The 25,158-nt window shown below is 60.3% G+C and carries 27 protein-coding genes and 2 pseudogenes; 17 read left to right on the forward strand and 12 right to left on the reverse strand.

Annotated features, from left to right (window positions below):
• Positions 1–245: 245 nt before the first annotated feature.
• Entirely contained in the window at positions 246–482 is a 237-nt protein-coding gene (locus ACZIRK_RS21555) for a hypothetical protein (RefSeq protein ID WP_245287231.1), read from the reverse strand.
• A gap of 558 nt (positions 483–1,040) precedes the next feature.
• Positions 1,041–2,144 (reverse strand): trypsin-like peptidase domain-containing protein, encoded by a 1,104-nt coding sequence (locus tag ACZIRK_RS21560; protein ID WP_130225420.1) that lies wholly within the window; start codon positions 2,142–2,144, stop codon positions 1,041–1,043.
• 229 nt (positions 2,145–2,373) lie between these two features.
• Here ACZIRK_RS21560 and groES point away from each other — a divergent pair, with 229 nt between their 5' ends.
• The 11 genes from groES to ACZIRK_RS21615 all read left to right on the forward strand — a co-directional run bounded on the left by groES (position 2,374) and on the right by ACZIRK_RS21615 (position 9,017).
• Positions 2,374–2,688, forward strand: coding sequence for a co-chaperone GroES (gene groES / locus ACZIRK_RS21565; protein ID WP_165435176.1), 315 nt, complete (start codon positions 2,374–2,376; stop codon positions 2,686–2,688).
• A gap of 45 nt (positions 2,689–2,733) precedes the next feature.
• Positions 2,734–4,356, forward strand: coding sequence for a chaperonin GroEL (gene groL, locus ACZIRK_RS21570; protein ID WP_130225422.1), 1,623 nt, complete (start codon positions 2,734–2,736; stop codon positions 4,354–4,356).
• Between the two features lie 205 nt (positions 4,357–4,561).
• Complete coding sequence (locus ACZIRK_RS21575; protein ID WP_130225423.1) at positions 4,562–4,891, forward strand: hypothetical protein; 330 nt, start codon at positions 4,562–4,564, stop codon at positions 4,889–4,891.
• Positions 4,892–4,950: 59 nt separating this feature from the next.
• Complete coding sequence (locus ACZIRK_RS21580) at positions 4,951–5,199, forward strand: hypothetical protein (protein WP_130225424.1); 249 nt, start codon at positions 4,951–4,953, stop codon at positions 5,197–5,199.
• 141 nt (positions 5,200–5,340) lie between these two features.
• The gene (locus tag ACZIRK_RS21585) at positions 5,341–5,784 is read left to right on the forward strand and encodes an Hsp20 family protein (protein ID WP_130225425.1); all 444 of its coding nucleotides are present in this window, start codon (positions 5,341–5,343) and stop codon (positions 5,782–5,784) included.
• Between the two features lie 78 nt (positions 5,785–5,862).
• Positions 5,863–6,366: an Hsp20/alpha crystallin family protein gene (locus tag ACZIRK_RS21590; protein WP_165435177.1), complete on the forward strand. Its 504-nt coding sequence runs from the start codon at positions 5,863–5,865 to the stop codon at positions 6,364–6,366.
• 73 nt (positions 6,367–6,439) lie between these two features.
• Complete coding sequence (locus ACZIRK_RS21595) at positions 6,440–6,940, forward strand: hypothetical protein (protein ID WP_130225426.1); 501 nt, start codon at positions 6,440–6,442, stop codon at positions 6,938–6,940.
• Positions 6,941–7,042: 102 nt separating this feature from the next.
• A complete protein-coding gene (locus ACZIRK_RS21600) occupies positions 7,043–7,543 on the forward strand; it encodes a glycosyltransferase (RefSeq protein ID WP_463328075.1) in 501 nt (166 codons plus the stop codon).
• Positions 7,440–8,183 (forward strand): glycosyltransferase family 4 protein, encoded by a 744-nt coding sequence (locus ACZIRK_RS21605; RefSeq protein WP_463328076.1) that lies wholly within the window; start codon positions 7,440–7,442, stop codon positions 8,181–8,183. The genes ACZIRK_RS21600 and ACZIRK_RS21605 overlap by 104 nt, the downstream gene beginning before the upstream one ends.
• A 413-nt stretch (positions 8,184–8,596) precedes the next feature.
• On the forward strand, positions 8,597–8,788 hold the full coding sequence (locus ACZIRK_RS21610; RefSeq protein WP_130225427.1) for a hypothetical protein: 192 nt from the start codon (positions 8,597–8,599) through the stop codon (positions 8,786–8,788).
• Positions 8,789–8,855: 67 nt separating this feature from the next.
• Positions 8,856–9,017 (forward strand): hypothetical protein, encoded by a 162-nt coding sequence (locus ACZIRK_RS21615; protein WP_165435178.1) that lies wholly within the window; start codon positions 8,856–8,858, stop codon positions 9,015–9,017.
• 609 nt (positions 9,018–9,626) lie between these two features.
• On the opposite strand, the gene ACZIRK_RS21620 is transcribed toward ACZIRK_RS21615, so the two are convergent.
• From ACZIRK_RS21620 to ACZIRK_RS21630, 3 genes and pseudogenes are all read right to left on the reverse strand, one after another.
• Positions 9,627–10,013: a YybH family protein gene (locus ACZIRK_RS21620; protein ID WP_463328077.1), complete on the reverse strand. Its 387-nt coding sequence runs from the start codon at positions 10,011–10,013 to the stop codon at positions 9,627–9,629.
• Positions 10,014–10,040: 27 nt separating this feature from the next.
• Positions 10,041–10,468 (reverse strand): annotated as a pseudogene (locus tag ACZIRK_RS21625) (glutamine--tRNA ligase); the annotation flags it as partial.
• Positions 10,469–10,508: 40 nt separating this feature from the next.
• A complete protein-coding gene (locus ACZIRK_RS21630) occupies positions 10,509–11,342 on the reverse strand; it encodes an enoyl-CoA hydratase/isomerase family protein (protein ID WP_130225429.1) in 834 nt (277 codons plus the stop codon).
• 225 nt (positions 11,343–11,567) lie between these two features.
• On the opposite strand from ACZIRK_RS21630, the gene ACZIRK_RS21635 reads away from it, so the two are divergent.
• The 5 genes and pseudogenes from ACZIRK_RS21635 to ACZIRK_RS21655 form a co-directional block, all read left to right on the forward strand.
• Positions 11,568–11,945, forward strand: a complete 378-nt coding sequence (locus tag ACZIRK_RS21635) for a beta/alpha barrel domain-containing protein (protein ID WP_130225430.1) — start codon at positions 11,568–11,570, stop codon at positions 11,943–11,945.
• A 45-nt stretch (positions 11,946–11,990) separates the two neighbouring features.
• Positions 11,991–12,854 (forward strand): IclR family transcriptional regulator, encoded by an 864-nt coding sequence (locus ACZIRK_RS21640; protein WP_130225453.1) that lies wholly within the window; start codon positions 11,991–11,993, stop codon positions 12,852–12,854.
• A 204-nt stretch (positions 12,855–13,058) separates the two neighbouring features.
• Positions 13,059–14,123, forward strand: a complete 1,065-nt coding sequence (locus tag ACZIRK_RS21645; RefSeq protein ID WP_130225431.1) for an acyl-CoA dehydrogenase family protein — start codon at positions 13,059–13,061, stop codon at positions 14,121–14,123.
• 21 nt (positions 14,124–14,144) lie between these two features.
• Positions 14,145–15,308, forward strand: coding sequence for an acyl-CoA dehydrogenase family protein (locus ACZIRK_RS21650; protein WP_130225432.1), 1,164 nt, complete (start codon positions 14,145–14,147; stop codon positions 15,306–15,308).
• A 77-nt stretch (positions 15,309–15,385) separates the two neighbouring features.
• Positions 15,386–15,523: pseudogene (locus tag ACZIRK_RS21655) on the forward strand (enoyl-CoA hydratase/isomerase family protein); the annotation flags it as partial.
• Between the two features lie 261 nt (positions 15,524–15,784).
• On the opposite strand, the gene ACZIRK_RS21660 reads toward ACZIRK_RS21655, so the two are convergent.
• The 5 genes from ACZIRK_RS21660 to ACZIRK_RS21680 form a co-directional block, all read right to left on the reverse strand.
• Entirely contained in the window at positions 15,785–16,795 is a 1,011-nt protein-coding gene (locus ACZIRK_RS21660; protein WP_456646001.1) for an NADP-dependent oxidoreductase, read from the reverse strand.
• 210 nt (positions 16,796–17,005) lie between these two features.
• Positions 17,006–18,979, reverse strand: coding sequence for an AMP-binding protein (locus ACZIRK_RS21665; RefSeq protein WP_463328079.1), 1,974 nt, complete (start codon positions 18,977–18,979; stop codon positions 17,006–17,008).
• A 25-nt stretch (positions 18,980–19,004) separates the two neighbouring features.
• Positions 19,005–20,216, reverse strand: a complete 1,212-nt coding sequence (locus ACZIRK_RS21670; RefSeq protein WP_463328080.1) for an ABC transporter substrate-binding protein — start codon at positions 20,214–20,216, stop codon at positions 19,005–19,007.
• A complete protein-coding gene (locus tag ACZIRK_RS21675; protein WP_165435173.1) occupies positions 20,107–20,400 on the reverse strand; it encodes a hypothetical protein in 294 nt (97 codons plus the stop codon). Before ACZIRK_RS21675 ends, ACZIRK_RS21670 begins: the two co-directional genes overlap by 110 nt.
• A gap of 538 nt (positions 20,401–20,938) precedes the next feature.
• Positions 20,939–21,097, reverse strand: coding sequence for a hypothetical protein (locus tag ACZIRK_RS21680; RefSeq protein WP_245474675.1), 159 nt, complete (start codon positions 21,095–21,097; stop codon positions 20,939–20,941).
• 348 nt (positions 21,098–21,445) lie between these two features.
• On the opposite strand from ACZIRK_RS21680, the gene ACZIRK_RS21685 reads away from it, so the two are divergent.
• Complete coding sequence (locus tag ACZIRK_RS21685) at positions 21,446–22,405, forward strand: quinone oxidoreductase family protein (RefSeq protein ID WP_130225434.1); 960 nt, start codon at positions 21,446–21,448, stop codon at positions 22,403–22,405.
• A gap of 257 nt (positions 22,406–22,662) precedes the next feature.
• Here the strand turns inward: ACZIRK_RS21685 and ACZIRK_RS21690 are convergent, their stop codons facing one another.
• Both ACZIRK_RS21690 and ACZIRK_RS21695 read right to left on the reverse strand, forming a co-directional pair.
• The gene (locus ACZIRK_RS21690; protein ID WP_463328081.1) at positions 22,663–23,709 is read right to left on the reverse strand and encodes an alpha/beta hydrolase; all 1,047 of its coding nucleotides are present in this window, start codon (positions 23,707–23,709) and stop codon (positions 22,663–22,665) included.
• Between the two features lie 871 nt (positions 23,710–24,580).
• On the reverse strand, positions 24,581–25,063 hold the full coding sequence (locus tag ACZIRK_RS21695) for a hypothetical protein (protein WP_130225436.1): 483 nt from the start codon (positions 25,061–25,063) through the stop codon (positions 24,581–24,583).
• Positions 25,064–25,158 lie beyond the last annotated feature (95 nt).

A 25,158-nucleotide genomic window follows, 5' to 3' on the forward strand; every position in this document is an offset into this window, starting at 1 on the left:
CTTTTATCGATCGTTGCTGCTAGTCTGGATTTCGGTTGTTGCAAATCCCGGACCCGAGCCGGACATGCTTCAACGTCGGTCAAGGGGCCCTTGCCAATGCAAATGTCAGCTTCCGGTCACGATGGGTCATTGAATGCCACGCTGAGCGGTGTCCGGCCTCTCCCCGTGAGCTGACGCGGCGATCTTCCATCCGGGTTTCGACTATAGGCCACAAGGCGACCTCGGAGGCAGCCGATTCGGGTGACCTACCGCTCTAGCTCTGTGCGAATTCGATCACGGTGCTGGATGTGCAGCACCTGACATGCATTAAAGTTCTCCAGAAGTATCTTAGCTTCCGCTAGATCGTGGCCGAGGCGGGCGAGGTTTACAATCCGTTGCTCTTGCTCAGCAATGTGTCGTTCTGCCTCGGCAACGTGCCGCTCGGCTTCCTCCAAGTGACGAAGCTGCATCGCGCGAACTTCTGATTGAAGAAGGTCTGACATAGCTCGCTCCCGTCCTGTGCAGGCGGGAGCGCAACCGTCTCTCAGCCACCAGCGCCCGTATCGCTCACTGCCAGTGATGTCCTGACTCTACCATCACCTGATCAGGCAGCGGGATGAATTCGTGGTGCTGTCGCCCGAGGAAAGTGTCGGGGCGGGGGCAAGTCTGGAGAACCCTGATGGGGGCTGAGACAGTTCGCTTGGCCTGTCGAATGACGCGGTCAAGTGCGGCGGCGTTCTCGCGATGGATCATCGGATAATGAGGGCCGTTCATGGTCGTCACCGGGACCAGATGTTGGGTTGATCCGGCAACGTTGACCCAATCGTCTCAAAAAACGAGAGCCTGCGCCCATTAACAATGTCAGAATCCGGTGACGGCCAATTGCCCAACTCCGGCAACCGGCCGAGGATGCTGCGTTCGGCCTTTACGCTGCTCGACGTGTCCGGTCCGGGACACAAGCGGCATTACGATGCCGCGTTCAGCGAAGTCCGGTCTACCGCGGCGAGCCGACGTAACAATCCCTAATGCAGTCTTCAGCTATGGCCACAAGCGGACATCGCTCACCCGGGCCCTCGCACCCGCGCCCTTTGATCGCTCAGCGGAACAACCTCCACCGTGGCACTTTCGGTCATGCGGTCGCGCTCGATCGTCAGCCGCACCTGCCGGCCGACCGGCGTCAGCCCGATCAGGTTGCGCATCTGCGTCGCGCTGCGGACGGGGACGGGAATGTCGTTGGCCTTGAGGATGATGTCGCCGCGGCGCAGCCCCGCGCGCTCCGCCGGAGAGCCGGGACTGACTTCCTTGATGCGGGCGCCCTGCGTCGCGCCCGTGGCCGGCGCTTCCATGTCCTCCAGCGCAATGCCGATGCGCCCGCGCTCGACTCGTCCGGTCGCCGCAAGCTGGTTCATTACCTCGCGCGCCATGTTGATCGGCACCGCAAAGCCAATGCCAACATTGCCGCCGCCCGGCGAGATAATCGCCGTATTGATGCCGACCAGCTGACCTCGCAAGTTGATCAACCCGCCTCCAGAATTGCCGGGATTGATTGCCGCATCGGTCTGGATGAAATCCTCATAGCCGTGCTTGCCGAGCCCGGTGCGCCCGAGCGCGCTGACGAGGCCCGAGGTGACGGTCTGGCCGAGGCCGAACGGATTGCCGACCGCGATCACGAAGTCACCGACCTGAAGCGCGTCGCTGTCGCCGAGTGCAATAGCCTTGAGCCCGGCAGGCTCCCTGATCTGCAGCAGTGCGATATCAGTGGGCGGATAGCGGCCCACAACCCGACCGGCGAACTTGCGGCCGTCCTTGGTCCTGATCTGCACTGCGGTGGCATTGGCGACGACATGGTTCGCCGTCAGCACATAACCGCGCTGGGCGTCGACGATCACGCCCGAACCGGTCGCGCTGACTTCCTTCTCCAGTTGCTTCGGGACGTTGAAGAACTCGCGGAACAGCGGATCCTGGTAAAGCGGATTGTCCTCGCGCACCCGCCCCTGTACCGAAATGTTGACGACCGCCGGCGTCACTTCCCGCACGAGCGGCGCAAGCGTCGGCACGCGGCCTGTATTGAGGTCCGGAATCTGGGCGGTGGCCGGCGCTGCCGACAGCGCCCACCACAACCCGGAGATGACGCCCAGCCATCCGAGCAAACGCAAAACTCGCATGAAATCTCCCCCAGAATCTGTCTTTCGGCCTCCAGCGGCCGCCGCGTCGGTTAGCTGGTTGAGCGAAAATGGCCGTTCAAGAGGCAGCCTGGCACTCGGTCGCCCGGAGTGACAAAAATTTATTTAGGGACCCTTGACGGACTTTTTTCCGCTTCCTAGGTCGTTTTCCGCCCGGGGCCGGTCCCGGACCCGGCTTTATGACATCGCTGACCTGACAAGGAGGATGTGCATGCATTTCCGTCCATTGCACGACCGCGTGCTCGTGCGCCGCATCGATGCCGAAGAGAAGACCGCCGGCGGCATCATCATTCCCGACACCGCGAAGGAAAAGCCGCAGGAGGGCGAGATCGTCGCCGCGGGGCCTGGCGCGAGGAATGAGCAGGGCCAGTTGACCCCGATCGACGTCAAGCCGGGAGACCGCGTGCTGTTCGGCAAGTGGTCCGGCACAGAGGTGAAGATCGACGGCCAGGACTACCTGATCATGAAGGAGAGCGATCTTCTGGGCGTGGTCGACAAGACCGGCTCGCTCAAGAAGGCCGCCTGAGCAAATTGCAAGAGCTGACAGTCATTAGGAGAAAGGAGCAGGCAAATGGCTGCCAAGGACGTGAAATTCTCCACGGAAGCCCGCGAGCGGATGCTGCGGGGCGTGGACACGCTGGCCAACGCCGTGAAGGTCACCCTCGGTCCCAAGGGACGCAACGTCGTGATCGAGAAATCCTTCGGCGCACCGCGCATAACCAAGGACGGCGTCACCGTCGCCAAGGAAATCGAACTGGAAGACAAGTTCGAGAACATGGGCGCACAGATGGTGCGCGAAGTCGCCTCCAAGACCAACGACCTCGCCGGCGACGGGACGACGACTGCGACCGTGCTGGCCCAGGCCATCGTCAAGGAAGGCGCGAAATCCGTTGCCGCTGGCATGAACCCGATGGACCTCAAGCGCGGCATCGATCTTGCGGTCGACGCCATTGTCAATGACCTCAAGTCCCACGCCAAGAAGGTCACCTCCAACGAGGAGATTGCCCAGATCGGCACCATTTCGGCCAATGGCGATACGGAGATCGGCCGCTTCCTTGCCGATGCGATGCAGAAGGTCGGCAATGAGGGCGTCATCACCGTCGAGGAAGCCAAGAGCCTCCACACCGAGCTGGAGGTGGTCGAGGGCATGCAGTTCGACCGCGGCTTTGTCTCGCCCTACTTCGTCACCAACACCGAAAAGATGCGGGTCGAACTCGAGGATCCCTACATTCTGATCCATGAGAAGAAGCTGTCCGGTCTACAGACCATGCTGCCGCTGCTCGAAGCGGTGGTGCAGTCTGGCAAGACGCTGCTGATCGTGGCCGAGGATGTCGAGGGCGAAGCGCTTGCCGCGCTCGTGGTCAATCGACTGCGCGGCGGCCTCAAGGTCGCGGCGGTGAAGGCGCCAGGCTTCGGCGATCGCCGCAAGGCCATGCTGGAGGATATTGCAATCCTCACCGGCGGCACCGTGATTTCGGAAGATCTCGGCATCAAGCTCGAGAATGTCACGCTGAAGATGCTCGGGCGCGCCAAGAAGGTCGTGATCGACAAGGAGAATACGACCGTGGTCGACGGCGCCGGGCCCAAGAAGGACATCGAGGCTCGTGTCACCCAGATCAAGTCGCAGATCGAGGAGACCACCTCCGATTACGATCGCGAGAAGCTGCAGGAGCGGCTGGCCAAGCTCGCCGGCGGCGTCGCCGTAATCCGTGTTGGTGGTGCGACCGAAGTCGAGGTCAAGGAGAAGAAGGACCGGGTCGACGATGCCATGCATGCGACTCGCGCTGCGGTCGAGGAAGGCATTCTGCCGGGCGGCGGCGTGGCGCTGCTGCGTGCGCTGAAAGCGCTCGATGGCTTAAAGACCGCCAATGCCGACCAGAAGGCCGGCGTCGATATCGTGCGCCGCGCCATCCAGGTGCCGGCGCGGCAGATCGTCCAGAACGCCGGCGAGGACGGCTCGCTCGTCGTCGGCAAGCTGCTCGAGAACTCCGACTACAATTGGGGATTCAACGCGGCCACTGGCGAGTACCAGGACATGGTGAAGGCCGGCGTGATCGATCCCGCCAAGGTCGTTCGCACCGCCTTACAGGACGCGGCCTCCGTCGCGGCTCTGCTGATCACCACGGAAGCACTGGTCGCCGATAAGCCCAAGAAGTCCGAACCGGCCGCGGCAACGCCGCCGACGGATTTCTAATCAAGCACGCGCCCGGCCGGAAACGGCCGGGCTCTCCGCCAACCGCGACGAGAAAGGAAGCTCACAAGCGCCAGGGAGCCTCAGATGAGCACTCGCATTCAGGATCGATCGCGCAAGGTTGGGGCGACGGCAATGCATTGGCTCATGTTCGCCCTCAGCCTTCTCACGATCGCATGGATCAGTTTTCCAACGACAGGAGGATGAGATGACCCGAAACTACGCATCCAGCTCGGCTTGGCCCAAGACATCAGGACGCGGCGTCCGCAGAACCGTCGCAGCCGCTTTTGCCATGGCGATGGCGCTCGTGCCCGTTAGCGCCTGGGGGATGGATAGTACGCCAAGGTTGGTGCTCGACAGCGCGGGCCACCTTCTGCCGCTGCCAGCCATTTCCTATCTGGAGTCGGTCCGCTGGATGAGCTGGAAACCGCGGTCCCCGCTTTTCAAGACCGATATCCTGCTGTTGCCGGACAATATTCAGCCAGGCTCCTTTCAACTTCCATCCGAACATGAGCGCAGCTTGCCGAGACTGAGCTGAGTCCGCACGTGGCGCGATCCGCGCTGCATGGGTCGCGCCTGCTGCTACTGAGGGCAACCATGTTCGAATTGGCACACCGTCAGCAGATTTCCGAGCGCTCCGATTCACACCTGCCCGACGCCGTGCGCGCGTTCCTGATCGAGAGCGACCGGCGGGTGATCGCGCATTGCCATAGCTTGCTGAAGGGAAGCGGCCTATCCGCTGAGGAGCGCCGCCGGTTGATTCGTCTCGCCAGCGAGGCCGAGGCTGAGCTGGAGCATCTGGCCGCCCAAGCTGGGGAGCAGCAAAAATTTCGGGAGCGCCCTTGAAACCATAGTTGTTTTTCGTAGTTCTGTTTTGCCGCAAGGCTGCGGCGCCGGATGCCAGATCGGGTCCGGCGGACTGAACTGGGCGCCGGACCGGTGTCCTGCGCTTCTTCGTATCCATCTTGCTCTTAGGAGGACTTGGCTATGAGGAACTTCGATTTCACTCCCCTGTGGCGGTCGACCGTCGGATTCGATCGCATCTTCGATCTGCTCGACGAGACGCAACGGACCGTCGAGGAACACTATCCACCCTACAACATCGAACGGCTGGGCGAAGATCACTATCAGATCACGCTTGCGCTCGCCGGTTTCAGCCCGGACGAGATCGCGATCACGGCCGAGCAGAACGTGCTGACCGTCGAGGGCCGCAAGGCCAACGAGGCGAAACGCGATTACCTCTATCGCGGCATCCCGGCCAAGGGTTTCAAGCGGCAGTTCAATCTTGCCGATTATGTGCAGGTGAAGACGGCAGCGTTCGACAACGGACTGCTGCGGATCGAGCTCGTCCGCGAGCTGCCCGAGACGATGAAGCCCCGCCGCATTCCGATCGGCGGCACCGAGCAGATCACCCACAAACAGGCGGCCTGACGCCGTCCGTGTCCAACGACATTGGTGCGCATGGTGCGGCATCCGCGCCACCCGGCGTATTTGAGGGAGGAGTCCAACATGACAATGCGCGATCTAATTCCGTGGAACAAGAACCAGCAGCTCACGACGGGCGAGGCTTACGATCCGTTTCTGACGTTTCACCGTGAGATGAATCGACTTTTCGACGACGTCTTCCGCGGGTTTGGCAGCTTCGGCAGCGTCGGCCGGCCCGGGTCCCCGCTGATCGAAGGCCAGTTTGGCTGGCCGCGCATCGAGCTCAGCGAAACCGACAAGGCCGTGACGATTTCCGCCGAGCTTCCGGGACTGAGCGAAAAGGACGTCCAGGTCGAAATCGCAAACGGCGTCCTCTCGATCCGCGGCGAGAAAAAGGCCGAACACGACAATGGCGGGCGCTACAGCGAACGCTACTATGGCTCGTTTGAGCGTCGTATCCCGCTCGATGGCGTCCAGGAAGACAAGGCCGAAGCCAACTTCCGCAATGGCGTCCTCACGGTGAGCCTGCCGAAAACCGAGCAAGCCAGCCAGGGCGTCAAACGGATCGCCATCAACACCAGCAACTGACGTGCCCAGGACGGCGGCGCCCGCGTCGCCGTCCGCCACCAACCTGCAGAAAGGAGCAAGAGGAGAGCAAGACATGAGCAGGCCTGATCGTTTGACGGGCAGTGTAGATGCCTCATTTCATCCTGTATCTCACTATAGTTCGCCAGCCGATGTCCTGAATGATGAGGTGCTGTCGCCTCCTGAGAAACGGGTCATTCTCTCCTCCTGGGCTTCGGACCTGTACACCGTCGATTCCTGCCCAGCCCTTCGCAAGATCCCGGGGCTTGCTGCTCCCATGCATCTTGAGGATATCCTCGCAGCGTTGCGGCAGCTCGACGAAGAGGAGAAAAGGGGCGGCGCCGCTGCGGTAAGATTCACCGCACAAGCGCAGCAAGCAGCGAGAAATCGCCAGCCCCGCATCGCTATCTCGGCGAAGTCTCGGTGGAGCAGTGCGGCCAATGTGCGGCGGTATCGCCGATTGCTCGCAACGCATTTGACGGAAAACGAGCGGCGGTTGGTCGAGCACAGACTGGCGGAGGAGCTTGCTCAACTCAGAAGTCAAAGCAATGTCACTGAATCATCGGAGTCTCAGTAGAGATCCGCGGCCGCTGCACCTCTGGCGATGTGCGGCCAAGCTCGTGAACACATGAGGGCCTCAGGCAACGCCGGCTCAGAGTAACGAAGGACGGACTGAAAAATGAGGATTGCTCAGATTGCCCCGCTGTACGAGAGCGTGCCGCCGCGGCTCTATGGAGGAACGGAGCGGGTCGTCTCATACCTGACGGAGGAGTTGGTTCGGCAGGGACACGAGGTGACACTGTTCGCCAGCGAAGATTCCATCACCTCTGCCGAACTTGTACCCTGCACGCCGCGCGCCTTACGCCTCGAGCCGGGCGTCCGCGACGCTGTACCCCACCACATGATCATGCTCGACAAGGTGAGAGAGCGCGCCGACGACTTCGACCTCCTCCACTTCCATATCGACTACCTGCACTTTCCGCAGTTTCGCCCGGAGCGTGCTCGCACGCTAACCACCCTTCACGGCAGGCAGGACCTTCGCCGACCATATGCCTTTCTACCGGCGGTTCGCGGACATGCCGCTGGTATCGATTTCAAATGCGCAGCGCATGCCGCTGCCAAACGCAAACTTTGTCGCGACAGTTCATCATGGCCTGCCGCTCGATCTACTGACGCCTAATTTCGAACCGAAAGGCGGCTATCTCGCATTTCTTGGACGCATCTCACCGGAGAAACGGCCGGACCGTGCTATCGCGATTGCTCGATCGGCCGGCCTTCCCCTCAAAATCGCGGCAAAGGTTGATAAAGCAGACGACAGCTATTTCCGCGACGTTATCGCACCGATGCTGCAAGGAGGCGGAGTGGAATTTGTCGGCGAGATCAACGAAAACACAAAGAACGACTTTCTCGGCCAGGCTGCCGCATTGCTGTTCCCGATCGACTGGCCCGAACCGTTCGGTCTGGTGATGATCGAGGCCATGGCATGTGGTACCCCGGTGCTTGCCTTCCGCCATGGGTCGGTCCCTGAAATCGTCGAGGACGGACTGACCGGCCGGATCGTGTCTGACGTGGAGGAGGCGGTGCGCGCCATTCCGGGCCTGCTGGCCCTCGATCGCAAGGCGATCCGTGCGCGCTTCGAGGAGCGCTTCTCCGCCGCCCGTATGTCAACGGATTACGTGAGGCTCTACCAAAAGATGCTCCGAGAGCACGCCGCGTCCGACGGACGGCTATCGACGCTCGCCGCCCGTTCGGCCCCACCAGCGGACACGGATCAGAAATACCATCCGCAGCATGGAAGGATAATTGAAACAGCAAATTAAGCCGAAATCGAATATCGGAGGTCAGCGATGCCGACCGGTTTCTATTCCGGTCTTCCCCAATCAATGAGGAGGAACGGATTTACGTGGAGTCGCTGATCCGAGAGGATTTTGAGCGTTGCCATCCCGATGACAGGCTCGACTATCTTAGACGCCGGGGGCGTTTTCCAAAGAGGACAAGGGACTGTTGCGGGACTGGATGGCGGTAGCGGTCCGCCGCGTCGCTGGTACGACGATCTATCAATCTCGCCGGCTCGATTTGCGGGCATTCAAGCCGAGGGAACCGACTCATCGGATTTTGCTCAGAAAGACTGTCTATGTCCGAAAGGAGAATAAATCTCGCTTCGGCTTAACACAGGTAAGTGGACTCGCTGCTCGGATGAGGTGATGCTACTTTTTCCCGAGTGGAGGCGTGCATGGGTTTTTCGATCGAAGGCGGTTCTAAAGAGGACTTTCAAATCGTGATTATCGTGGTGGATAGGCTGGAACAGGAAAGGGCTGAGCTGCTTGCTCTTCGAAAAAAGGTGTCGGACACGGCCGCTGGGCGAAGGGTCTGCAGTGCGCCATCGCGCTCAATCGCCAAGAACGACGCCAAACCGAGGACATGAGCCATGAAGGACCTCACCGGAAAGTGGCACCAACTTCGAGCTGATGCGAAGCACTGCCGACCTCGGCATGTCGGCGACCGATCCACGTCAACGCGAGCTGTTTAAGCATTTAGGTGATGAGCTTGCTATCGCGGCGCTTGAGCTGGAACAGGTCGTGAGAAGCCAAAACCCGCATTCGGATTTGGACGAGCAGTGCGACGTCCTGCCCAAAGCCATCGCCGGCAAATGAGTCCCCCGGCGCTTGCGGCGCGACTGTTGGCCGAAGATGCTTCTCGTGACTTGGTGGTCCGTAACCTCCTCTTTCCAACGATGTTCCTACGCTTGCGAGATCGCTCCTGCGTCCACCTGACACAGGCGCTGCGTTTCGATCGCAAATTCCGCGTCGCCCACGAGTCGCGTTCTGGGGGGGGCGAGTGCGGGACCCAAACCCCGTCATTGGCCTCGCCAACCTAGTCGGGCCGGCTTGGCTCGGCAGAGATTCGAAGAGCGTCGATGACCAAGCAAATGGTCGATCGTGGCAAGCGGGCTCTATCGAACGCCGCGCCAGGTTGACGTGGAGGCGCTTCTGATGCGCCGCTTCGGCGCTCGGCCGCCCGATACGCGCAGCGCGGCCGCCCCGGCTACCGGTGACGTCGTTGTCGCCTCTGCGCCTTCGGCGAAGCCTGTCGCCTTTCCTACTGCCGAGTCCGGCGATGACGGGCCGGGGTGGACTTGGCTTCGCCTCACCTGCTCTTCGGCGGGCGACTCCACGGGGGCAAGAGCAATTGGGATATCGCGCGATTCACGTGCGAGCGCAGCATTTCTGTCAAGCGCTCCCTCCATGATGGCCCTGCACTTGTTAAATCAAGGGCGCCTTCGACGAGACGTGATGGCTGACGATTTTCCAGTCGCCGTCCTCGCGGGCGATCACCCAGGTGATCTTGAGCGACAGTTTTATCGCACCTTGATCAACGTCAAATGACGCCGTGCCGGCGACATTGACCAGATCGGGGCCGACCTGTTCGAAGACGACGTCGCTGAATTGAACGGTAGATGTCCGCCACCGCGGCAATCCCCTGAAGTAGGCCGCAACACCGTCTCTCCCGCGATACAGTTTCGGGTTCGAGCCGAAGAACAGCGCGTGCTTCGAATAAAGCGAGGAAAGCGCGTCGGCGTCCAATCTGCTGAAAGCCGCGGCCCATTTCGCGATGATGTCGGATGCGATGTCGTCGGCAGCATGTGGCATCGAATATCCAATCGTTTTGAACGGGCTTCAGCCCCTGGCGTATTCCTTGGCAGAGGTGTCGCGTAGGCCGACAGTACGGTTGAACACCAGCTTTTGTGATGTCGATTGCCTGTTGCGCACGAAATAGCCCTTCCGCTCGAACTTCATCACCTCGTTCGAATTGCTTTCGACCACGCTGGCCTCGATCCGCGCGTCGGACAGCACTTCCATCGACTGCGGATTGATGTCGGCGGCAAAATTGCCGGCTTGGGGCTCGGCTTGGCGAACACTGATTGTAAACGCGGATTTCGGCTAGGTGCGACTGGGCGCGCCAGCAGCCAATGCATGGTGGCCTTGACCTTGCGTCCGCCCGGCGCGTTGCCGCCGCGGGTCGCGCAATCCTAGGTACAGCGCAGCTCGACCACCGCGCCGACGTCGTTCTTGATGACGCCGGTGCATTTCATGAAATGGGCATAGGCTCAGGGGGAGCGACAGAACGCGATAGTCCTTGTCTTCTTAGAGCGGACAGTTCGGTTGAAATGCCGGCGGTCTCTTTTCCACGAGAGCCGCAAGGCCTTCCTTCACTTCCGGTCCTGTAAATCCCATGAATTCAAGCGCCAACGAAGCATCGAATGTCGGCCCGGCCTGCCGGAGCCAATTGTTGAGCGCGTATTTCGTCCAGCGAATGGCACTCGGCGGTCCTGCAGCAAGACGGCCGGCAACTTCGATCGCTTTTGCGTCCAGTTCAGCGTCCTCGCAGCACATCGATACGACACCGATCCGCTCCGCCTCTTCGCCTAAAAGCTGATCGCACAGCAACAGATAGTATTTTGCCTTCGCCATTCCGCACAACAGCGGCCACACAATCGCCGCATGATCACCCGCTGCCAAGCCTAGCTTCGTATGCCCGTCAATGATGCGCGCCGTCTTGGTGGCGATGGAGACGTCTGCCAGCAAGCCGCAAGCGAGGCCGGCACCGACCGCCGGCCCCCTGATTGCACTCACGATGGGCTTGGAGCAGTTGATGACGTTGTAGACGATGTCTCGGGCTTCCTTCCAGTTACGGATCCGCGTGTCATGATCGTCGATGATGCGCTCCATCATCGCGAAATCGCCGCCTGCTGAGAAGGCCTTGCCCGCACCGGTCAGGATAACGGCCGAGACGCGCGGATCGCTGTCGATATCCCGCCAGATCATGCCGAGCTCGCCGTGCATTTTCTCATCGGCGGAGTTCATCTTTCCGTTCGACATGGTAACCCGTAGGACGCGCGGCTGCGGCCAGTCGAACTGAAGCCGCGCGTACTTGGCGTATCGATTCTCGAGGCCGGCCGCCAACGTCTCGTCGTTCATCTGGCTCTCTCCGTTTGCTTTGAACAACCACCGCTAACGCTGAGCGTCTCATCACGTCAGGGAACGCACCGATGCTGCGAATTTCTGACGGCGTCAATGGGTATTCACCCAAAATGTCGCCTCAAACTGCATATGAGTTTCTTGAGAACGCTTTTCTAATTTGACGCCATTATTTGCGAACGGGTATCGTGTGGAATGTCTTGGCCATATCATCTCCCAGCGCTGGTGCGGATATCGTCGGTCGATGGCGTCGATATTGGCTGGCGGATCCAGGACTCCTTAGCATTCGCAATCGAGCTTGAGAAAATCGGCATCGATCGGATCGATTGCTCGTCCGGCGACATGAAGCTGCTGCGGGGCCGCTCTATGGTCTGGCGAGCGTCGGGCTTCAATGTGGCCAACGCCGCACGCATCCTGTGCGAGGAGGAAAGTCCATCGATTGCCGTAGGCCTCATTCGTGAACCCGAATACGTCGAATCCACACTGCGAGACGGAAAGGCGACCATGATTGCGCTTGGCCGAGAAGGTCGCTGGCCGGTGCAGGCGGCGCTTTCAACTGGGTTGCGATCCCGAGTGGGCCGGCCGCCCCGACCAGTATGGTAGCTGCTGGCTCAAGAGTCGGGTTTGACAGCAGGGCAAGTAACGGAGATGGCGATCGTGAAAAGGAATGAGCCTGCCACACGGGCGCCCACGCGCGGTTTGACACCTGAATTGCGTCGCGACATTCCCAAGGTTACGCAGAGTCTAGTGCCGCCAGATCAGAAGATCGACAGCACGGTCAAGTCAGCGAAGCGCGTGTTCGAGGTTCTTGAGTTTTTCGAGGAGCATCAGTCCGCCGCATCGGTTATTGACGTGGCTGCCGCGTTGCATTTTCCGCAGTCGAGCACGTCCGCTCTGATGCGGACGATGACCGCGCTTGGCTATCTGCATTATGACGCCGGCCGCCGAACCTACGTCCCGACGGCGCGGATCTCGATGCTGGGCCACTGGCTCAGCCCCGTTCTGTTCCGCCGTGGGCGCTTGATCAACCTGATGGAGGATTTGTCGGCAAAGACCGGGGAGACCGTCATGGTCGGCCTGCGCAACGGTCTGGCCGCGCAATATATCCACGTCATCCAGTCCAAGGTTCCCATGCGCTTGCATGTGCGCTCCGGAACGCTTCGCCCGCTGGCAAAGTCCGGATTGGGCTATGCGCTGCTGTCTAGGTATTCCAACAAGGAGGTCCGCCGTCTGGTCAAGCTGCTCAACTCCTATGAAATGCATCCCGAGAAGCAGGTCGATATCAAGGCGTTGCTGGTCGAGCTCGGCAAGGTGCGAAAGCAGGGCCATGCATTGTCGCTTAGTCTGGTGACGCCAGGCGCCGGCGTGGTGGCCATGGCTCTCCCGCGAGTAGCTGAATCCAGCGAGCCTCTCGCCATTTGCGTTGCTGGCCTGACCGACGCGCTTGTCTCGCAAGAGAAGGCATTTGCGGCCGTGATGCGTGATGCGATCAAGTTTCACTTGAGCGATTGATTGTGTCGCAATCGGCGATTTTCGCGGGTGTGCAAAGGTATTCGCCATTCTGCTTTCGGTGGATTTCTCGATCGATCTTGCCGGCATGCTCAAGCTGTCGCCAGAGGAGATCGCAAGCCTAGAATCGAGCGGACGATCGGAATGCCCAAACCGAATAGGCCGTTGTTCCGCTCGAGTTACGTTCCGTCCAAGTCAGGAGCCACCATGTCAGATGAAGACAATATCGTCGTTTCCACCGCCGAGCGGATCTTCGCCGATCTGGCGGATCTGCAAGAAGTTGCGCACGCTCAGGGCGATGCGTGGAAGGCGCCGTTGTGGCGCGCACTTGCCGAGGCCGGTCTGCCGTTGGCGTGGGTATTAGAGCAGCACGGCGGTTCAGGCGCGAGCCTGATCGACGGCTTTGCCGTGCTGCGCGCAGCCGGAAGGTCAGCTCTTGCGGTGCCGCTGGCGGAGACCATGCTTGCGGGGTGGCTGTTGTCGCAGGGCGGAATCGTCGCGCCGGAGGGAATGATGACGGTGTTGCCCGGCGGCCCGCGTGAACTGATCGGACTGGACGCCGAGGGACGATTGACCGGACAGGCGAGGCGCATCCCGTTCGCGCGCGACGCCGCTCATTTTGCCGTTCTCGCCAAGAGCGCTGCAGGAGTCAGGATCGCTTTGGTGGATGCCTCGCTGTGCCGCATTGATCGCTTCGAGAACCTTGCAGGCGACGCGGCGGATACTGTTTCTGTTGCTGGCGTGCTGCCGGTCGCTATTGCGACTGCGCCAAACGGGTTCGATCCGACCACCCTTTTCTTGATGGGCAGCGCCGTGCGCAGCCAACAGATCAGCGGGGCGCTGGAGGGGATGCTGGAGTTGTCCGTGCGTTATTCGACGGAACGCGTTGCCTTCGAGCGAACCATCTCGAAATATCAAGCGGTGCAGCATAATCTCGCGCGACTAGGTGGCGAGGTCGCCGCCGCGGTCACTGCGGCGACTTCTGCGGCCGATGCGATGAGCGCGGATCCGCGCGATACGGACGGCATCTTGCTTGAGGTGGCATCGGCAAAGATTCGCTGCGGCGAGGCCGCCGACAAGGGCGCGTCGATCGCGCATCAGGTGCACGGCGCCATCGGCTTCACGGCCGAGCATGTACTGCATCGCCTGACATTGCGCGCTCTGGCGTGGCGGGATGATTTTGGAAGCGAGAGCTACTGGTCCTCCGAACTCGGCTGGTGGATCGGCAGGCGCGGCGCCGATGAACTGTGGCCGCTGATCGCATCGCGTTGACCGGATTTAGGCGCCAAGACCATGACAACAGCATTACGATTCGATCCCATCCGGCTGCCGGAGCATTGCCAGGAGTTGCGTCGCGAAGTCCGCGCATTCCTTGCAGACGAGGTTTCGGCCGGGACCTTTGATCCCCTGAGATCGGGAAGCGCCGAAGGAGAAGGCGCCAAGGCGTTTAGCCGGCGCGTCGGCCAGCGCGGCTGGATCGGGATGACCTGGCCGAAGAGATACGGCGGTCAGGAGCGCAGCTTTCTTGAGCGCTACGTGGTGACCGAAGAGATGTGCGTAGCCAACGCGCCGGTTCGTCCGTTCTTCGTCGCTGACCGGCAGAGCGGCCCGACGCTGATCCGCTACGCATCGGAGCAAATCAAGCAGTCCATCCTGCCCCGGATCATCCGCGGCGAGGCCAGCTTCTGTATCGGCATGAGCGAGCCCGGTTCGGGATCGGACCTGTTTGCCGCCAAATCCAAGGCCACCAAGACCGATGGCGGCTGGCTGATCAACGGCACCAAGATCTGGACCAGCAACGCCAACGTGTCCGACTACATGATCGGCCTATTCCGGACCTCGGCACCCACCAAGGAAAACAGGCGGCATGGCCTGACGTCGTTCCTGGTGGATATGAAAACGCCAGGCATCACCTGCAACGTCATTCGCCAGATGTCTGGGCAGCGCGAGTTCAACGAAGTGGTGTTTCAGAATGCGTTCGTTCCTGATGGCAACCTGCTTGGTGAGATCGACGGCGCCTGGAAGCAGGCAACCAGCGAACTCGCCTACGAGCGCAGCGGGCCTGAACGCTTTCTCGAAACCTACGCGGTTCTGACCGAACTGGTTCGCTCGCTCGGACCGGATCCTGATATCCGCGCGGCGGAAGGTCTGGGGCGACTGGTGGCGCAACTCCACACGCTACGGCGCATGTCGGTCTCTGTCGCCGGAATGCTCGAAGCCGGTAGGGAGCCGGTGGTCGAAGCAGCCATCGTCAAGGACATGGGAACGATTTGGGAGCAGCGGTTGCCACACACGGTGCGCGATCTCGCCGCCTTCCTCGATCCCGAAGCCAGCAACCTCGCTACCCTTGATGAGTGCCTCGCCTTCAACCTCAAGATTGCCCCCAAGCTCACGATTCAGGGCGGCACCACTGAGGTTCTGCGCGGAATCATCGCGCGCGGGCTCGGGCTACGCTGACATCAGGATTCTGAGGAGCCGCTCATGGCCGCTGCGAGTAATACCATGTTGAATCCCTCGCAGGACACGTCGCGCTCATCGAAGTTCGCCGGCCGCCGCTGAATTTCTTCGACTTATCGTTGATCCAGCAGATCGCCGACGCTCTGGAGCGGCTGGATGCCGATGACAATGGTCGTGCCGTCGTTCTCGCAGCGCACGGCAAAGCGTTGTGCGCCGTAAGGTCGGCCGCGATCTGGCCGACGAGATCGCTGAATGCGCGCGGTCGCGCTTATCTCGACGCGGGACCACCATGCGCACCGGCCTTGCCGAACGGGTGGCCACGGCGACCGACTATGAGTTGACGGAGCAATCGTGCTTCGGCAGACCCAGGATTTCAAGGAGGGCGTCAGGACAACGGCAGAATGTCGCCCTGCGAATTTCGCATGAGCGTGAAGCCGGCTTGCAGTCGAAGCTCTTGAAGAGTTGCGAAACCGTCTTCAGCGGATCTTGATGAGCCGCTTGCCGGTATTCTCGCCTCGGTAGAGTCCGGCGATCGCGCCCGGCGCGTGTTCGATGCCGTTCTGTATGTCTTCGGAATAGCGCAACCGTCCATCGCGAACCCATTGTGCTAGACGAGAAACGGCCTCTTCGTACCGAGGTGCGTAGTCGAAGATGACGAAACCCTGCATGCGTGCGCGCTTGACCAGCAAGTGACGCTCGACGCGCGGACCGTTTGGCCAAGGATCCCAAGTCGAGAACGAAGCAGTTCCGCAAATCACCACGCGCGCGCCGACGGCAAGACGCCCAAGTACGATGTCGCTGATGACGCCACCGGTATTGTCGAAATAGAGATCGATCCCCCGCGGGCAAGCCTTGCCGAGCGCGGAGTCCAGATCGTCGCTCTTGTAATCGTACGCCTCGTCATAGCCGAACAGCTCACGGCACTGGGCGACCTTCGCCGGTCCGCCGGCGATGCCGACCGTTTGGCAACCCGAAAGCTTCGCGATTTGGCCAACCGCCGACCCCACCGCTCCGGCCGCGGTCGACACCACTACCGTATCGCCAGGGCGCGGCTGGCCGATGTCCAGCAGCCCGAAATAGGCGGTTATCCCGTTGAGACCGGTGACGCCGAGCGAGAGCGAAAGCGGCAGGTCGTCTTCCCGGATCTTTCGCGTGACAGCGGCAGGTCCGACGACCGCGAATTCCTGCCACCCGAACATGCCCATCACCTTGTCGCCCGGCTTGAAGTCGGGATGTCCTGACTGTAGCACTTCGCCGGCGGCGAATGAGCGCATCACTTCGCCGATGCGCACGGGCTCCGAATAATTGGCGACGTTACTGACCCAGCCGCGCATAGCGGGTTCGACTGAAAGAAAAACGTTTTGTATCAGGATCTGTCCGTCGAGCAGATCGGGAACGTCAGTCTCGATGATCTCGAAATCGTCGGCCTGCGGAATATCGGCCGGCCGGGATTTCAGAATGACCTGACGATTGCGATTGTTCTTCATGGCCAACGGTTCCTATTGAGGTCGATTTCGGAAGGCGATGCCGCCCAATCTTCAATAGAGGAAGACCGTGCGAGTTCGCCAGTCACCCTTGGTCGATTCCCAAAGGCGATTTCTTGTCGTTTGCGCCGCTTGATATGGCGTGTGACTGAACGCTTGCAGTATGCGATCAAATCCCAATCCCAACATCTGTTCGAAACAGTCCGCGGCGGTTCACATGGCGGCCAGTTTTTCGCGCAGCCGGTCGACAGCCTCGGGATTAGCCAACGCTGAGAGGTCGCCGGGATCCTTGTCCTCGAACACGGCACGCAACACGCGGCGCATGATCTTCAAATTGCGGGTGCGTGGCAGATCATCGACGAACAGAATCATTTCGGGGCGATAAGATGCGCCCATTTCTGCGACGATGGCCGACGACAGTTGGTTTTCGAGGCTGCGATCGCCCACGACGCCCAGCATCGGCACGCAGGCACACACGATGGCCGAGCCCTTGACCGGATGCGGAATGCCGAACACGGCGGCTTCCGCAAGCTTGCCGGTCGCGATCAGAATGCCTTCGAGTTCCGACGGCCCGGTGCGCTTGCCGGCGACCTTGATGGTGTCGTCGGAGCGGCCGAGAATGTAGTAGAGTCCGTCCCGGCCACGCATCGCGAAATCGCCGTGAACCCACAATCCGGGCAGTGTGCTCCAGTAGCTTTCGATATAGCGCGCATCGGCCCTCCACAGGCTCTTGGTCAGTCCAATCGAGGAATGCCGCAGAACCAGTTCGCCGACCGTCCCATCGGGAACGCGCCGCCCCGTCAAATCGACGATGTCGGCGCCCACGCCTAGCGCGGGTCGCGCGAAAGAGCCCGGGTTCATCGGGTGATTGGGTGTTCCCGTGAAGATGCAGCCACCGACTTCGGTGCCGCCTGACATGTTGATGATCGGGATCTTCTTCTTGCAAACGTGCTCGAAGAACCACAGCCAAGGCGCTGTGGTCCACGCTTCGCCGCCGGAGGCCGTCATCCGCAGGCTGGAAAGATCGTAGGATTCGACTTCGAGCCCGTAACGCATCAAACTGCGCACGATCGTCGGCGACACACCAAGGTAGGTCACCCGATGCTCGGCGATCAGTCGCCAGAACCGTCCCGCATCCGGATAGTCCGGAGTACCTTCGACTACCAGCAAGCTGCCACCGGCGAAACTCGGGACGCAGGCGCACATCGAGCCGACCATCCAGCCCATATCGCTGAAAAAGAAAAACCGATCCGTCGATTTGAAGTCGCTGCAGATGATCATATCGCGGGTCACCATCGAGCCGATGAACCCGATATGGTTCCAAACGCATCCCTTCGGTTCGCCTGACGTACCTGAGGTGTAGAGCAGGATCGCCGGGTCTTCCGCCTGCATCTCGGCAGTTTCAATCATGGCGCCCTTGCCGGCGATGGCATCATCCCACCAGAGGTCCCGGTCCTTCCGCATTGGCGTGTCGATCGCAAGACTGCCGCGACGCGCAACGATCACGTTTTTTACGGTCGGCGAGGCCTCCAGGGCCATGTCGAGCACAGATTTGAGCGGCCCCGGAGCGCCGCGCCGCCATGTGCCGTCAGCGGTGATGACGGCCTTTGCTTCTCCATGATTCAAGCGGGTTTGAATCGGCGCATGGCCGAACCCGGAGAACAGCGGCATGACGATCGCGCCGAGTTTCAGGATGGCAAAGAACGCGACGAACGTCTCCGGCAGGTTCGGCATGTAGATTGCGACCACGTCGCCGCGTCCGATTCCGATATCGTGCAGCCCCTGCGCCAACCGCCCGACTTCGCGGTCGAATTCACGGTAGCTCAGCGAGCGGCGTTCACGCTTGTCTTCGCCTTCCCAGACGAGGAACGTCTGGTCCCACACCGCAGTGTCGCGATGCTTGTCGAGGCAATTTAGCACGATATTGGTGGTGCCGCCGACGCACCAGCGCGCCCATGCCTGACCGCTGGAATCATCCAGCATCTGGTCGTAGTTGCGATAAAATCTCACATCGCAGAACTTGAAGACTTCCTGCATCAGCCATGCGGGATCGGCTTCGGCTCTTGACGCGAGTTCGTCATAATCGCTTTGTCCGGTGGCACGCAGAAACGCCGTCAAATTGCTTGCCGCCGCCAGTTCCGATGGCGGCATCCAGATATACGGCGTGGCGTCGTTCATGTCTGTCATCTGGGCTATCTCACGCGCAAGTGCGTTACTTCTTGAACAGCGGGCAGGCGCTTTCTTCCGGCGTCACAAAAGCATCTTTGCCGGGGATCACCTGAACCAGCTTTTCGTAGTCCCATGCCCCCTTCGATTCGGCGGGCGACTTGGCCTGCACCAGATACATGTCATGGATCAACTGGCCGTCTTCGCGCAGCGACGCGTTGCGGGCGAAGAAATCCTCGATAGGCATCGACTTCAATTGCGCGATCACCTTCGGGCCGTCGTCAGTGCCGGACTTTTCGATGGCCTTGAGATAATTGGTCACCGCTGAGTAAAGCCCGGCATGAACCATATTCGGTCGCTTGCCGGTCTTGTCCATGAACTTCTTGGCGAAGGCCCGCGTTTGGTCGTCGAGATCCCAATAGAAGCCGGTTGTCACCAGCAGCCCTTGCGCTGCCTGCAATCCAATAGCGTGGATATCGCTGCTCTGCATCAAGAACACCGCCAGGCGCTGCTTGCCTTTGGTGAGTCCGAATTCCTGAGCCTGCCGGATCGAGTTTGCGAGGTCGCCGCCAGTGTTGGCGAACGCGACGACGTCGGCCTTGGAGTTTTGCGCCTGCAGGATATAGGACGAGAAGTCCATACTGTTGAGGGGATAGCGAACTTCACCGGCGATAGCGCCGCCGAGTCTTTCCACCGTCCTGGCCGCATCATTGCGCAACGCATGTCCGAAAGCGTAATCGACGGTCAAGAAATACCAACTCTTGGCGCCCTCCATGACGAGCGCCCGCGCCGTGCTATTGGCGAGTGCGTAGGTGTTATAGATCCATTGTACCGAATTTGGCGAACAGGCTTTGCCGGTAAGATCCGACGAACCTGCGGAAGCAACCAAAATCGCCTTGTTTTTCTGCTTGGCTAGTTCCAGCACGGCAAAGGCCACGGCCGAGTTGACGAGGTCGACGATGACGTCAACCTTTTCATTTTCGTACCAGCGCCGCGCGATGGCAGCACCGACGTCCGCCTTGTTCTGGTGGTCGGCATCCACCATGACGATCGGCTTGCCGGCGACCTTGTCGCCGAAATCCGCGATCGCCATCCGAACGGCTTCTACCGACAACGGACCGGCGGCATCGGCGTAAACGCCGCTCAGATCAGTCAGCACGCCGATCTTGACGCTGTCGTCCGATATTTGTGCATGCGCCGATGTCGTGATCAGCGTTGCGACGCAGACGAGGGTAAATAAGTTCCGCATGATCTTCATGGTTTCCTCCCAGGTGTCGTTCAGGCCTGTTTGGCTTTTTTTTTGTTGTGGAGCGCAAATCGAAAATTTTCGGCCATGAGGCCGGATCCTGGCTGCTCGGAGCGCGTGCTTCTGGATCTTGTGTTAGTGTCATCGGCGGCGCATCGATATAGGCGATCCACACCGGCAGTTTGCCGTAGGCCAATGCGCTCGCGCAGAAACTAAATACGGCTTGGCCGCAACTGCCGAAAGAGCCAGGTTGTCGACGCTTTCGACTTCCGCAGCCGATATGTTTATGTCGGCGCAGCGGATCATGTGCTCGAGGCGCGGTACGCGGGATTGATCGGCATGATCGATGCGCCGATGCCGTTCAGCGCCAACCAGTGAACCAAAAAGTCCGGGTGGTTCTCGATCAGTCTTCCGATGTGGTGGCCCCGGACGTAACCGGCGGCGCAACAGTGCGCCTGTAGCGCTGCCACGATTGCCGCGCAACCAAAGCGGGCGCGGTCAGACGTATATTTTCGGTCGGTGCGCGGAGGGACACAGACAGACGAGCTGAAAGGCGAGGCGCCGGCTGTCGATAAGAAGATGCTGTGGAGCATGTGCATGCGAGCCAAACGCCGGAACGTGAGATAAAATCGCGCGCGCAGAAACCAATTCCGCGTGGTTGGCCAATAGGCGGGCGTTCCGAACCAATGTCAAACAATTAAAGAGTTCTATAAAACTCATATGTATTTTAGGCCTCACTTCATCAGATCATACATCCGTTGTTGGTCAACTTTCTCATCCATGTGATCGACCGTCCAATGGTGCGCGAACGGTCTCTGGAGCGAGCGGCCGAGCGGGGTGAGTACATACTCGACGCCGAGGCCAGGACCGTCGATAACCGTGCGTTTCACCATACCGTTGCGCTCGAGTTTCCGCAGCGTCTGGGTCAGTACGCGCTGGGTAATGCCATCCAGCGGCGCTTGATCGCGTTGAAGCGGCGCGGCTCACGAAGCACAGTCAGCACGAGCATTACTGGCGGATTAGCGCTGAGCGTGAACGAGAGTCATCGGAGATGGATATGCCTCCCGGCAATACACGAAAGTCACTTGCGTTCCACCTTCCGCGACACAGATGGGCGCCCGACAACACTAGCGTAGCAAATGTGCGGTAGCAGTTGTGGTGGTATAGGCGCTGCACGGCCCATCAGGCTCCGAAGCAGCAGCAATTGTCCCGATCCGCCTCAAGCAGGAGAAGGAGTAGCGATGAAAGCTGCAGTGTATGATCAAAATGGGCCGCCAGAAGTTCTTCGTTATTCCGACGCCCCGGATCCAGAGATTGGCTCTGGAGACATCCTGATTCACGTGGAAGCTGTTTCCCTTGAAGGCGGCGACGTGATCAACCGTCGCAGTTCCCCGCCGGCGCATCCTGCATACATTGTCGGTTATGCCGCAGCCGGGACCGTGGTAGCGATCGGCAACGAAGTCACGAATCGCAAGATTGGCGATCGGGTCACATCCTGGGGGCTGAGTGGTTCTCACGCGCAACTCCGCGCGGTGTCGGCGCAACAGACCTGGATTTTACCTGCACGCGCGGACATTGCGGAAGCCGCAGCAATCCCGATTGGCTTTGGGACGGCCCACCATTGCCTGTTTGCACGAGGACGGCTTTCAAGCGGAAGCACTGTCTTGGTTCAAGGTGCAGCAGGGGGCGTCGGGATCGCAGCGGTGCAGCTTGCCCATCAAGCCGGAGCGACTGTGATTGCCGTCGCAAGCGGCGAGAATCGTGCCAGGGGGCTGATCGAGCTCGGCGCCTCGAGTGTCATCGACCACAACCGCGAATCCGTCGCCGATGTGGTTCGTGATCTCACCAACAATCGCGGCGTCGACCTGGTGGTCGATCCGGTCGGCGCCACCTTGGCGACTTCTCTCGCAGCGCTCCGCGATGAAGGAAGTCTGGTGTCCGTAGGAAATGCGGGCGGTGGGTCATTGACGGTTGACCTCTGGCAGGCACTGCAGCGCAATCAATCGATCCTTGGCGTGTTCATGGGAACCGTGCTGTCACGTCCAGAAGTGCGTCGAACTGTCGACACGATGCTTGCTGACCTCTCGCAAGGCAGGCTCACCGTGCCGATCGATAGGCGATTTCCACTAGCTCAGGCTGCCGCCGCTCACCGTCATGCCGAGGACAACAAGATCCTCGGCCGCATCCTTCTAATCCCCTGACGACTGTGGACCCAACGCTGCATGGCGTTCGGTCACATTGCAGAAGGTGTTTATGACGGCGAGACGCCGTATTAAGGCCCGACCCTGTTAGGCCGAGCCTTGGAGGGACGGGCTGAGTGCGTCCCAGGCGATTGCGCCACCGTCGGCGGTCAGGATGGCGCCGGGGTTCACGCTCGCGGCGCCTTAAAGAACTAAAGATCCACGATCGCTGCTTCTGCTTCGCCGACAAAGTTTCCGGACTGTGCATGCTCGAAGCGCTACGGGACCGCGGCTCTATGCTTGAGCCGGGCGTCCAAAGGCCTTAGCCTGTCGGCTACGTCGAGGGCGTACACCCCTGCACCTACCTCCGAAGCGATCAGCCCGTCACGGCTTGTTTGAAGCCGGCCGTAGATCGCAGAGTACGCCGTGAAGCCGTCATGGCCGGCTCCCGCCGACGTGGCAAGGCCGGATATATCGACGACGCGGACATTCGCGGTCCTTGCCCCTGAGATGACGCGAGGGTCGTCGATGTCCGCCGCCCCAGCCCGGAGTTGCCCTCCCGCGAGAAACCTGGAAAACGACAGAGCCTGGTCTTCTTTGGAAACAAGCACGGTGATGGGCGAGCGCAGGCGGCCAATGACGCGTAATTGCTGAAGGAACACCTCGGTGTCAATGTCCGGCGCCGCGAGCGTTACATCGTTGAGCTTCTCGATAGTTCGAACGTCCGACGCGATGCGAATTTGCCGAACGACTTCCATGGTTAGCCAAGACCCCATGCTATGCGCGACGAGCTTGACACCCCTCACCCTACGCTCGGCCGCGAGCCGCGTGACAAGATGGGCGAGCGCGTCACGCGAGAGGGTCACCGCATCCTTGTCGGCGATATAGCCGGTGAGTTCTGCCCTTGACGGCCAGGAGAATAGAACCGCGGACCGACCCGCATCCGAGTCAGCAACGAGCTGAGCCGTCCGAAACAGCGACTCTTGAAAACTATTGTTGTAACCGTGAACGAAGATGCCGACGTCGCGGCCAAGTGAATCACCGCGAGCAGCAGCCTGCCCGATTTCGACCAGGAACCTCTCTTCATCGAGACGCTCTGCCGAAACGACTGAAAAATGCCTAGCTGGGTCAGGAGCGTGTGTTGGCCACTCAATCTCGGTCGGCCTATGAGTGGGAGGGATGGAGATCACATAGCGGAAGTACGCCGGCGTTGCAGCGCCACCTTCGGCGAGAGGTACCGACGCTTCAGGCTGCGCAGCACGAGTGCTCGCGACAAAGACTTTCACAAGTTTCGCAGCGCCGACGCTCGGAACGGGCTCGAGCACCCACGGCCCGGGCCGACGCGCGCAGCCACCAAGCGTGATGGCGCAAATTACGATCAAAGCTGTCATGTTATAGCGAGCCGACCGTCGTCGGAACCTCATCGATTCCGCTCCCCCCATATAGTCGTGATGCCCGCGGTTCGTCAGCGCGTCAGCTAAGCCACCAATAAAGTCTAACCCGTTACCGTCGCAGGTTTGCGCCGAACCGAAATCGACCAAACGCAACGGTCACCACGCCACGGCAGTAGCCCGAGCGCCGAACGGGGACGATCGTTAAATCGATTCGACTCTATTGTCGGAGTCCGACGTGCGTATATGAGCAGCAGCCAAGGCAAACACTCGTAGAGTTGAAGTAAGCTAACGAGGTTGCATCCTGGCCGATAGTCTGCCGTTTAGGAACGCTGCGTTCCGAATATGGCAACGTCACTTCAATCCACGGCGGCACGGCCAGCTTCGCGCGTGCGAATTCGCACGACGCTGGGCCTGTCCCGCTCGGGGCAACGCGGCGTTTCCGACCCTTCGACCCGAGCCGATGGTATGTGGCTTATAAAACGAATAGGTTCAATACAGCCATAAGAGGAAGCCGATTTCCTCAGCAAGTTCATGCTCTAAATACCTGAAATGCGACACGATGATTCCACTCGAACGCGTCGTCGCTTCCAAGGCCGGCTGTCAACATTCTAAGCCGTGTATTACTTCAGCAGTGCCGAAAAGAATTCTCGAAAGCAAGGAGGAACACATGCACCTTCGGAGACGGCGCGCATCCGACGACACGCTCAGCAGACAGGGACATCGGTTGTAGCGCGGTTCACAGTGCAGGCCTTTCCAGTCAATGATGTCTTTCGACCCTGAACGCAGTTCTTTCCGAGCGGCATCAGCCCTTTGTCATCGAAACCGAAACGTTCCTGATGTCGCCTTGGGAGGTTATCGATATTGACTGCCTGTTTCCGGATGTCGTGAGCGCTAAGTTAGCATTGAACCCGGGCGCATCGACGGTTGCAGTCATTCGGCTTCCTTGAGCACTGCCTTGCAGGCTTCCGCTGATGCCACGAGATGCCTCACTCCAAGAGCCGGACAGGCGCCCCCCCTCGCTGATTACATCGCTGCTCAGCTCGAACTTGTAGCTGTCGCTCGCGCAACGAAGCGTCTGCCGTAGTGTCGCTCCGTCGAGAGATACACGGTACGTCGCACGGCAGCGCAGCCGCTCCTTCGAACCATCGGACATGGAAATACTCCCATTTCCGGACCACGAGCCCGCGAAGCCGGAGAACGGAGCCGACTGCGCGTTCGCCGGCGCAGTCACAAATACGAGGAAAGATGCAGCTGCAACATGTCGACATTGTCTTTGGAGGGACATTTTAGATCCTATCGATGAAATCAAATTCGTTATGGCTCTCGTTTTCTTTTACCCTTTGAATCCCGATCGGCCGGTCGAGGTCGATTAGCGATCGG

The organism is Bradyrhizobium sp. Leo114, from assembly GCF_055229415.2.

Bases quoted from the DNA above. Each gene is read 5' to 3' on its own strand.
- ACZIRK_RS21665 (WP_463328079.1), bottom strand. From the start codon at position 18,979: ATGACAGACATGAACGACGCCACGCCGTATATCTGGATGCCGCCATCG.
- ACZIRK_RS21645 (WP_130225431.1), top strand. From the start codon at position 13,059: ATGTCAGATGAAGACAATATCGTCGTTTCCACCGCCGAGCGGATCTTC.
- ACZIRK_RS21630 (WP_130225429.1), bottom strand. From the start codon at position 11,342: ATGAACGACGAGACGTTGGCGGCCGGCCTCGAGAATCGATACGCCAAG.
- ACZIRK_RS21585 (WP_130225425.1), top strand. From the start codon at position 5,341: ATGAGGAACTTCGATTTCACTCCCCTGTGGCGGTCGACCGTCGGATTC.
- ACZIRK_RS21600 (WP_463328075.1), top strand. From the start codon at position 7,043: ATGAGGATTGCTCAGATTGCCCCGCTGTACGAGAGCGTGCCGCCGCGG.
- ACZIRK_RS21595 (WP_130225426.1), top strand. From the start codon at position 6,440: ATGAGCAGGCCTGATCGTTTGACGGGCAGTGTAGATGCCTCATTTCAT.
- ACZIRK_RS21660 (WP_456646001.1), bottom strand. From the start codon at position 16,795: ATGAAGAACAATCGCAATCGTCAGGTCATTCTGAAATCCCGGCCGGCC.
- ACZIRK_RS21580 (WP_130225424.1), top strand. From the start codon at position 4,951: ATGTTCGAATTGGCACACCGTCAGCAGATTTCCGAGCGCTCCGATTCA.
- ACZIRK_RS21670 (WP_463328080.1), bottom strand. From the start codon at position 20,216: ATGAAGATCATGCGGAACTTATTTACCCTCGTCTGCGTCGCAACGCTG.
- ACZIRK_RS21620 (WP_463328077.1), bottom strand. From the start codon at position 10,013: ATGCCACATGCTGCCGACGACATCGCATCCGACATCATCGCGAAATGG.
- ACZIRK_RS21555 (WP_245287231.1), bottom strand. From the start codon at position 482: ATGTCAGACCTTCTTCAATCAGAAGTTCGCGCGATGCAGCTTCGTCAC.
- ACZIRK_RS21575 (WP_130225423.1), top strand. From the start codon at position 4,562: ATGACCCGAAACTACGCATCCAGCTCGGCTTGGCCCAAGACATCAGGA.
- ACZIRK_RS21650 (WP_130225432.1), top strand. From the start codon at position 14,145: ATGACAACAGCATTACGATTCGATCCCATCCGGCTGCCGGAGCATTGC.
- ACZIRK_RS21605 (WP_463328076.1), top strand. From the start codon at position 7,440: ATGCCGCTGGTATCGATTTCAAATGCGCAGCGCATGCCGCTGCCAAAC.
- groL (WP_130225422.1), top strand. From the start codon at position 2,734: ATGGCTGCCAAGGACGTGAAATTCTCCACGGAAGCCCGCGAGCGGATG.
- ACZIRK_RS21615 (WP_165435178.1), top strand. From the start codon at position 8,856: ATGTCGGCGACCGATCCACGTCAACGCGAGCTGTTTAAGCATTTAGGT.
- ACZIRK_RS21680 (WP_245474675.1), bottom strand. From the start codon at position 21,097: ATGGTGAAACGCACGGTTATCGACGGTCCTGGCCTCGGCGTCGAGTAT.
- ACZIRK_RS21640 (WP_130225453.1), top strand. From the start codon at position 11,991: ATGGCGATCGTGAAAAGGAATGAGCCTGCCACACGGGCGCCCACGCGC.
- ACZIRK_RS21685 (WP_130225434.1), top strand. From the start codon at position 21,446: ATGAAAGCTGCAGTGTATGATCAAAATGGGCCGCCAGAAGTTCTTCGT.
- ACZIRK_RS21695 (WP_130225436.1), bottom strand. From the start codon at position 25,063: ATGTCCCTCCAAAGACAATGTCGACATGTTGCAGCTGCATCTTTCCTC.
- ACZIRK_RS21590 (WP_165435177.1), top strand. From the start codon at position 5,863: ATGACAATGCGCGATCTAATTCCGTGGAACAAGAACCAGCAGCTCACG.
- ACZIRK_RS21560 (WP_130225420.1), bottom strand. From the start codon at position 2,144: ATGCGAGTTTTGCGTTTGCTCGGATGGCTGGGCGTCATCTCCGGGTTG.
- groES (WP_165435176.1), top strand. From the start codon at position 2,374: ATGCATTTCCGTCCATTGCACGACCGCGTGCTCGTGCGCCGCATCGAT.
- ACZIRK_RS21610 (WP_130225427.1), top strand. From the start codon at position 8,597: ATGGGTTTTTCGATCGAAGGCGGTTCTAAAGAGGACTTTCAAATCGTG.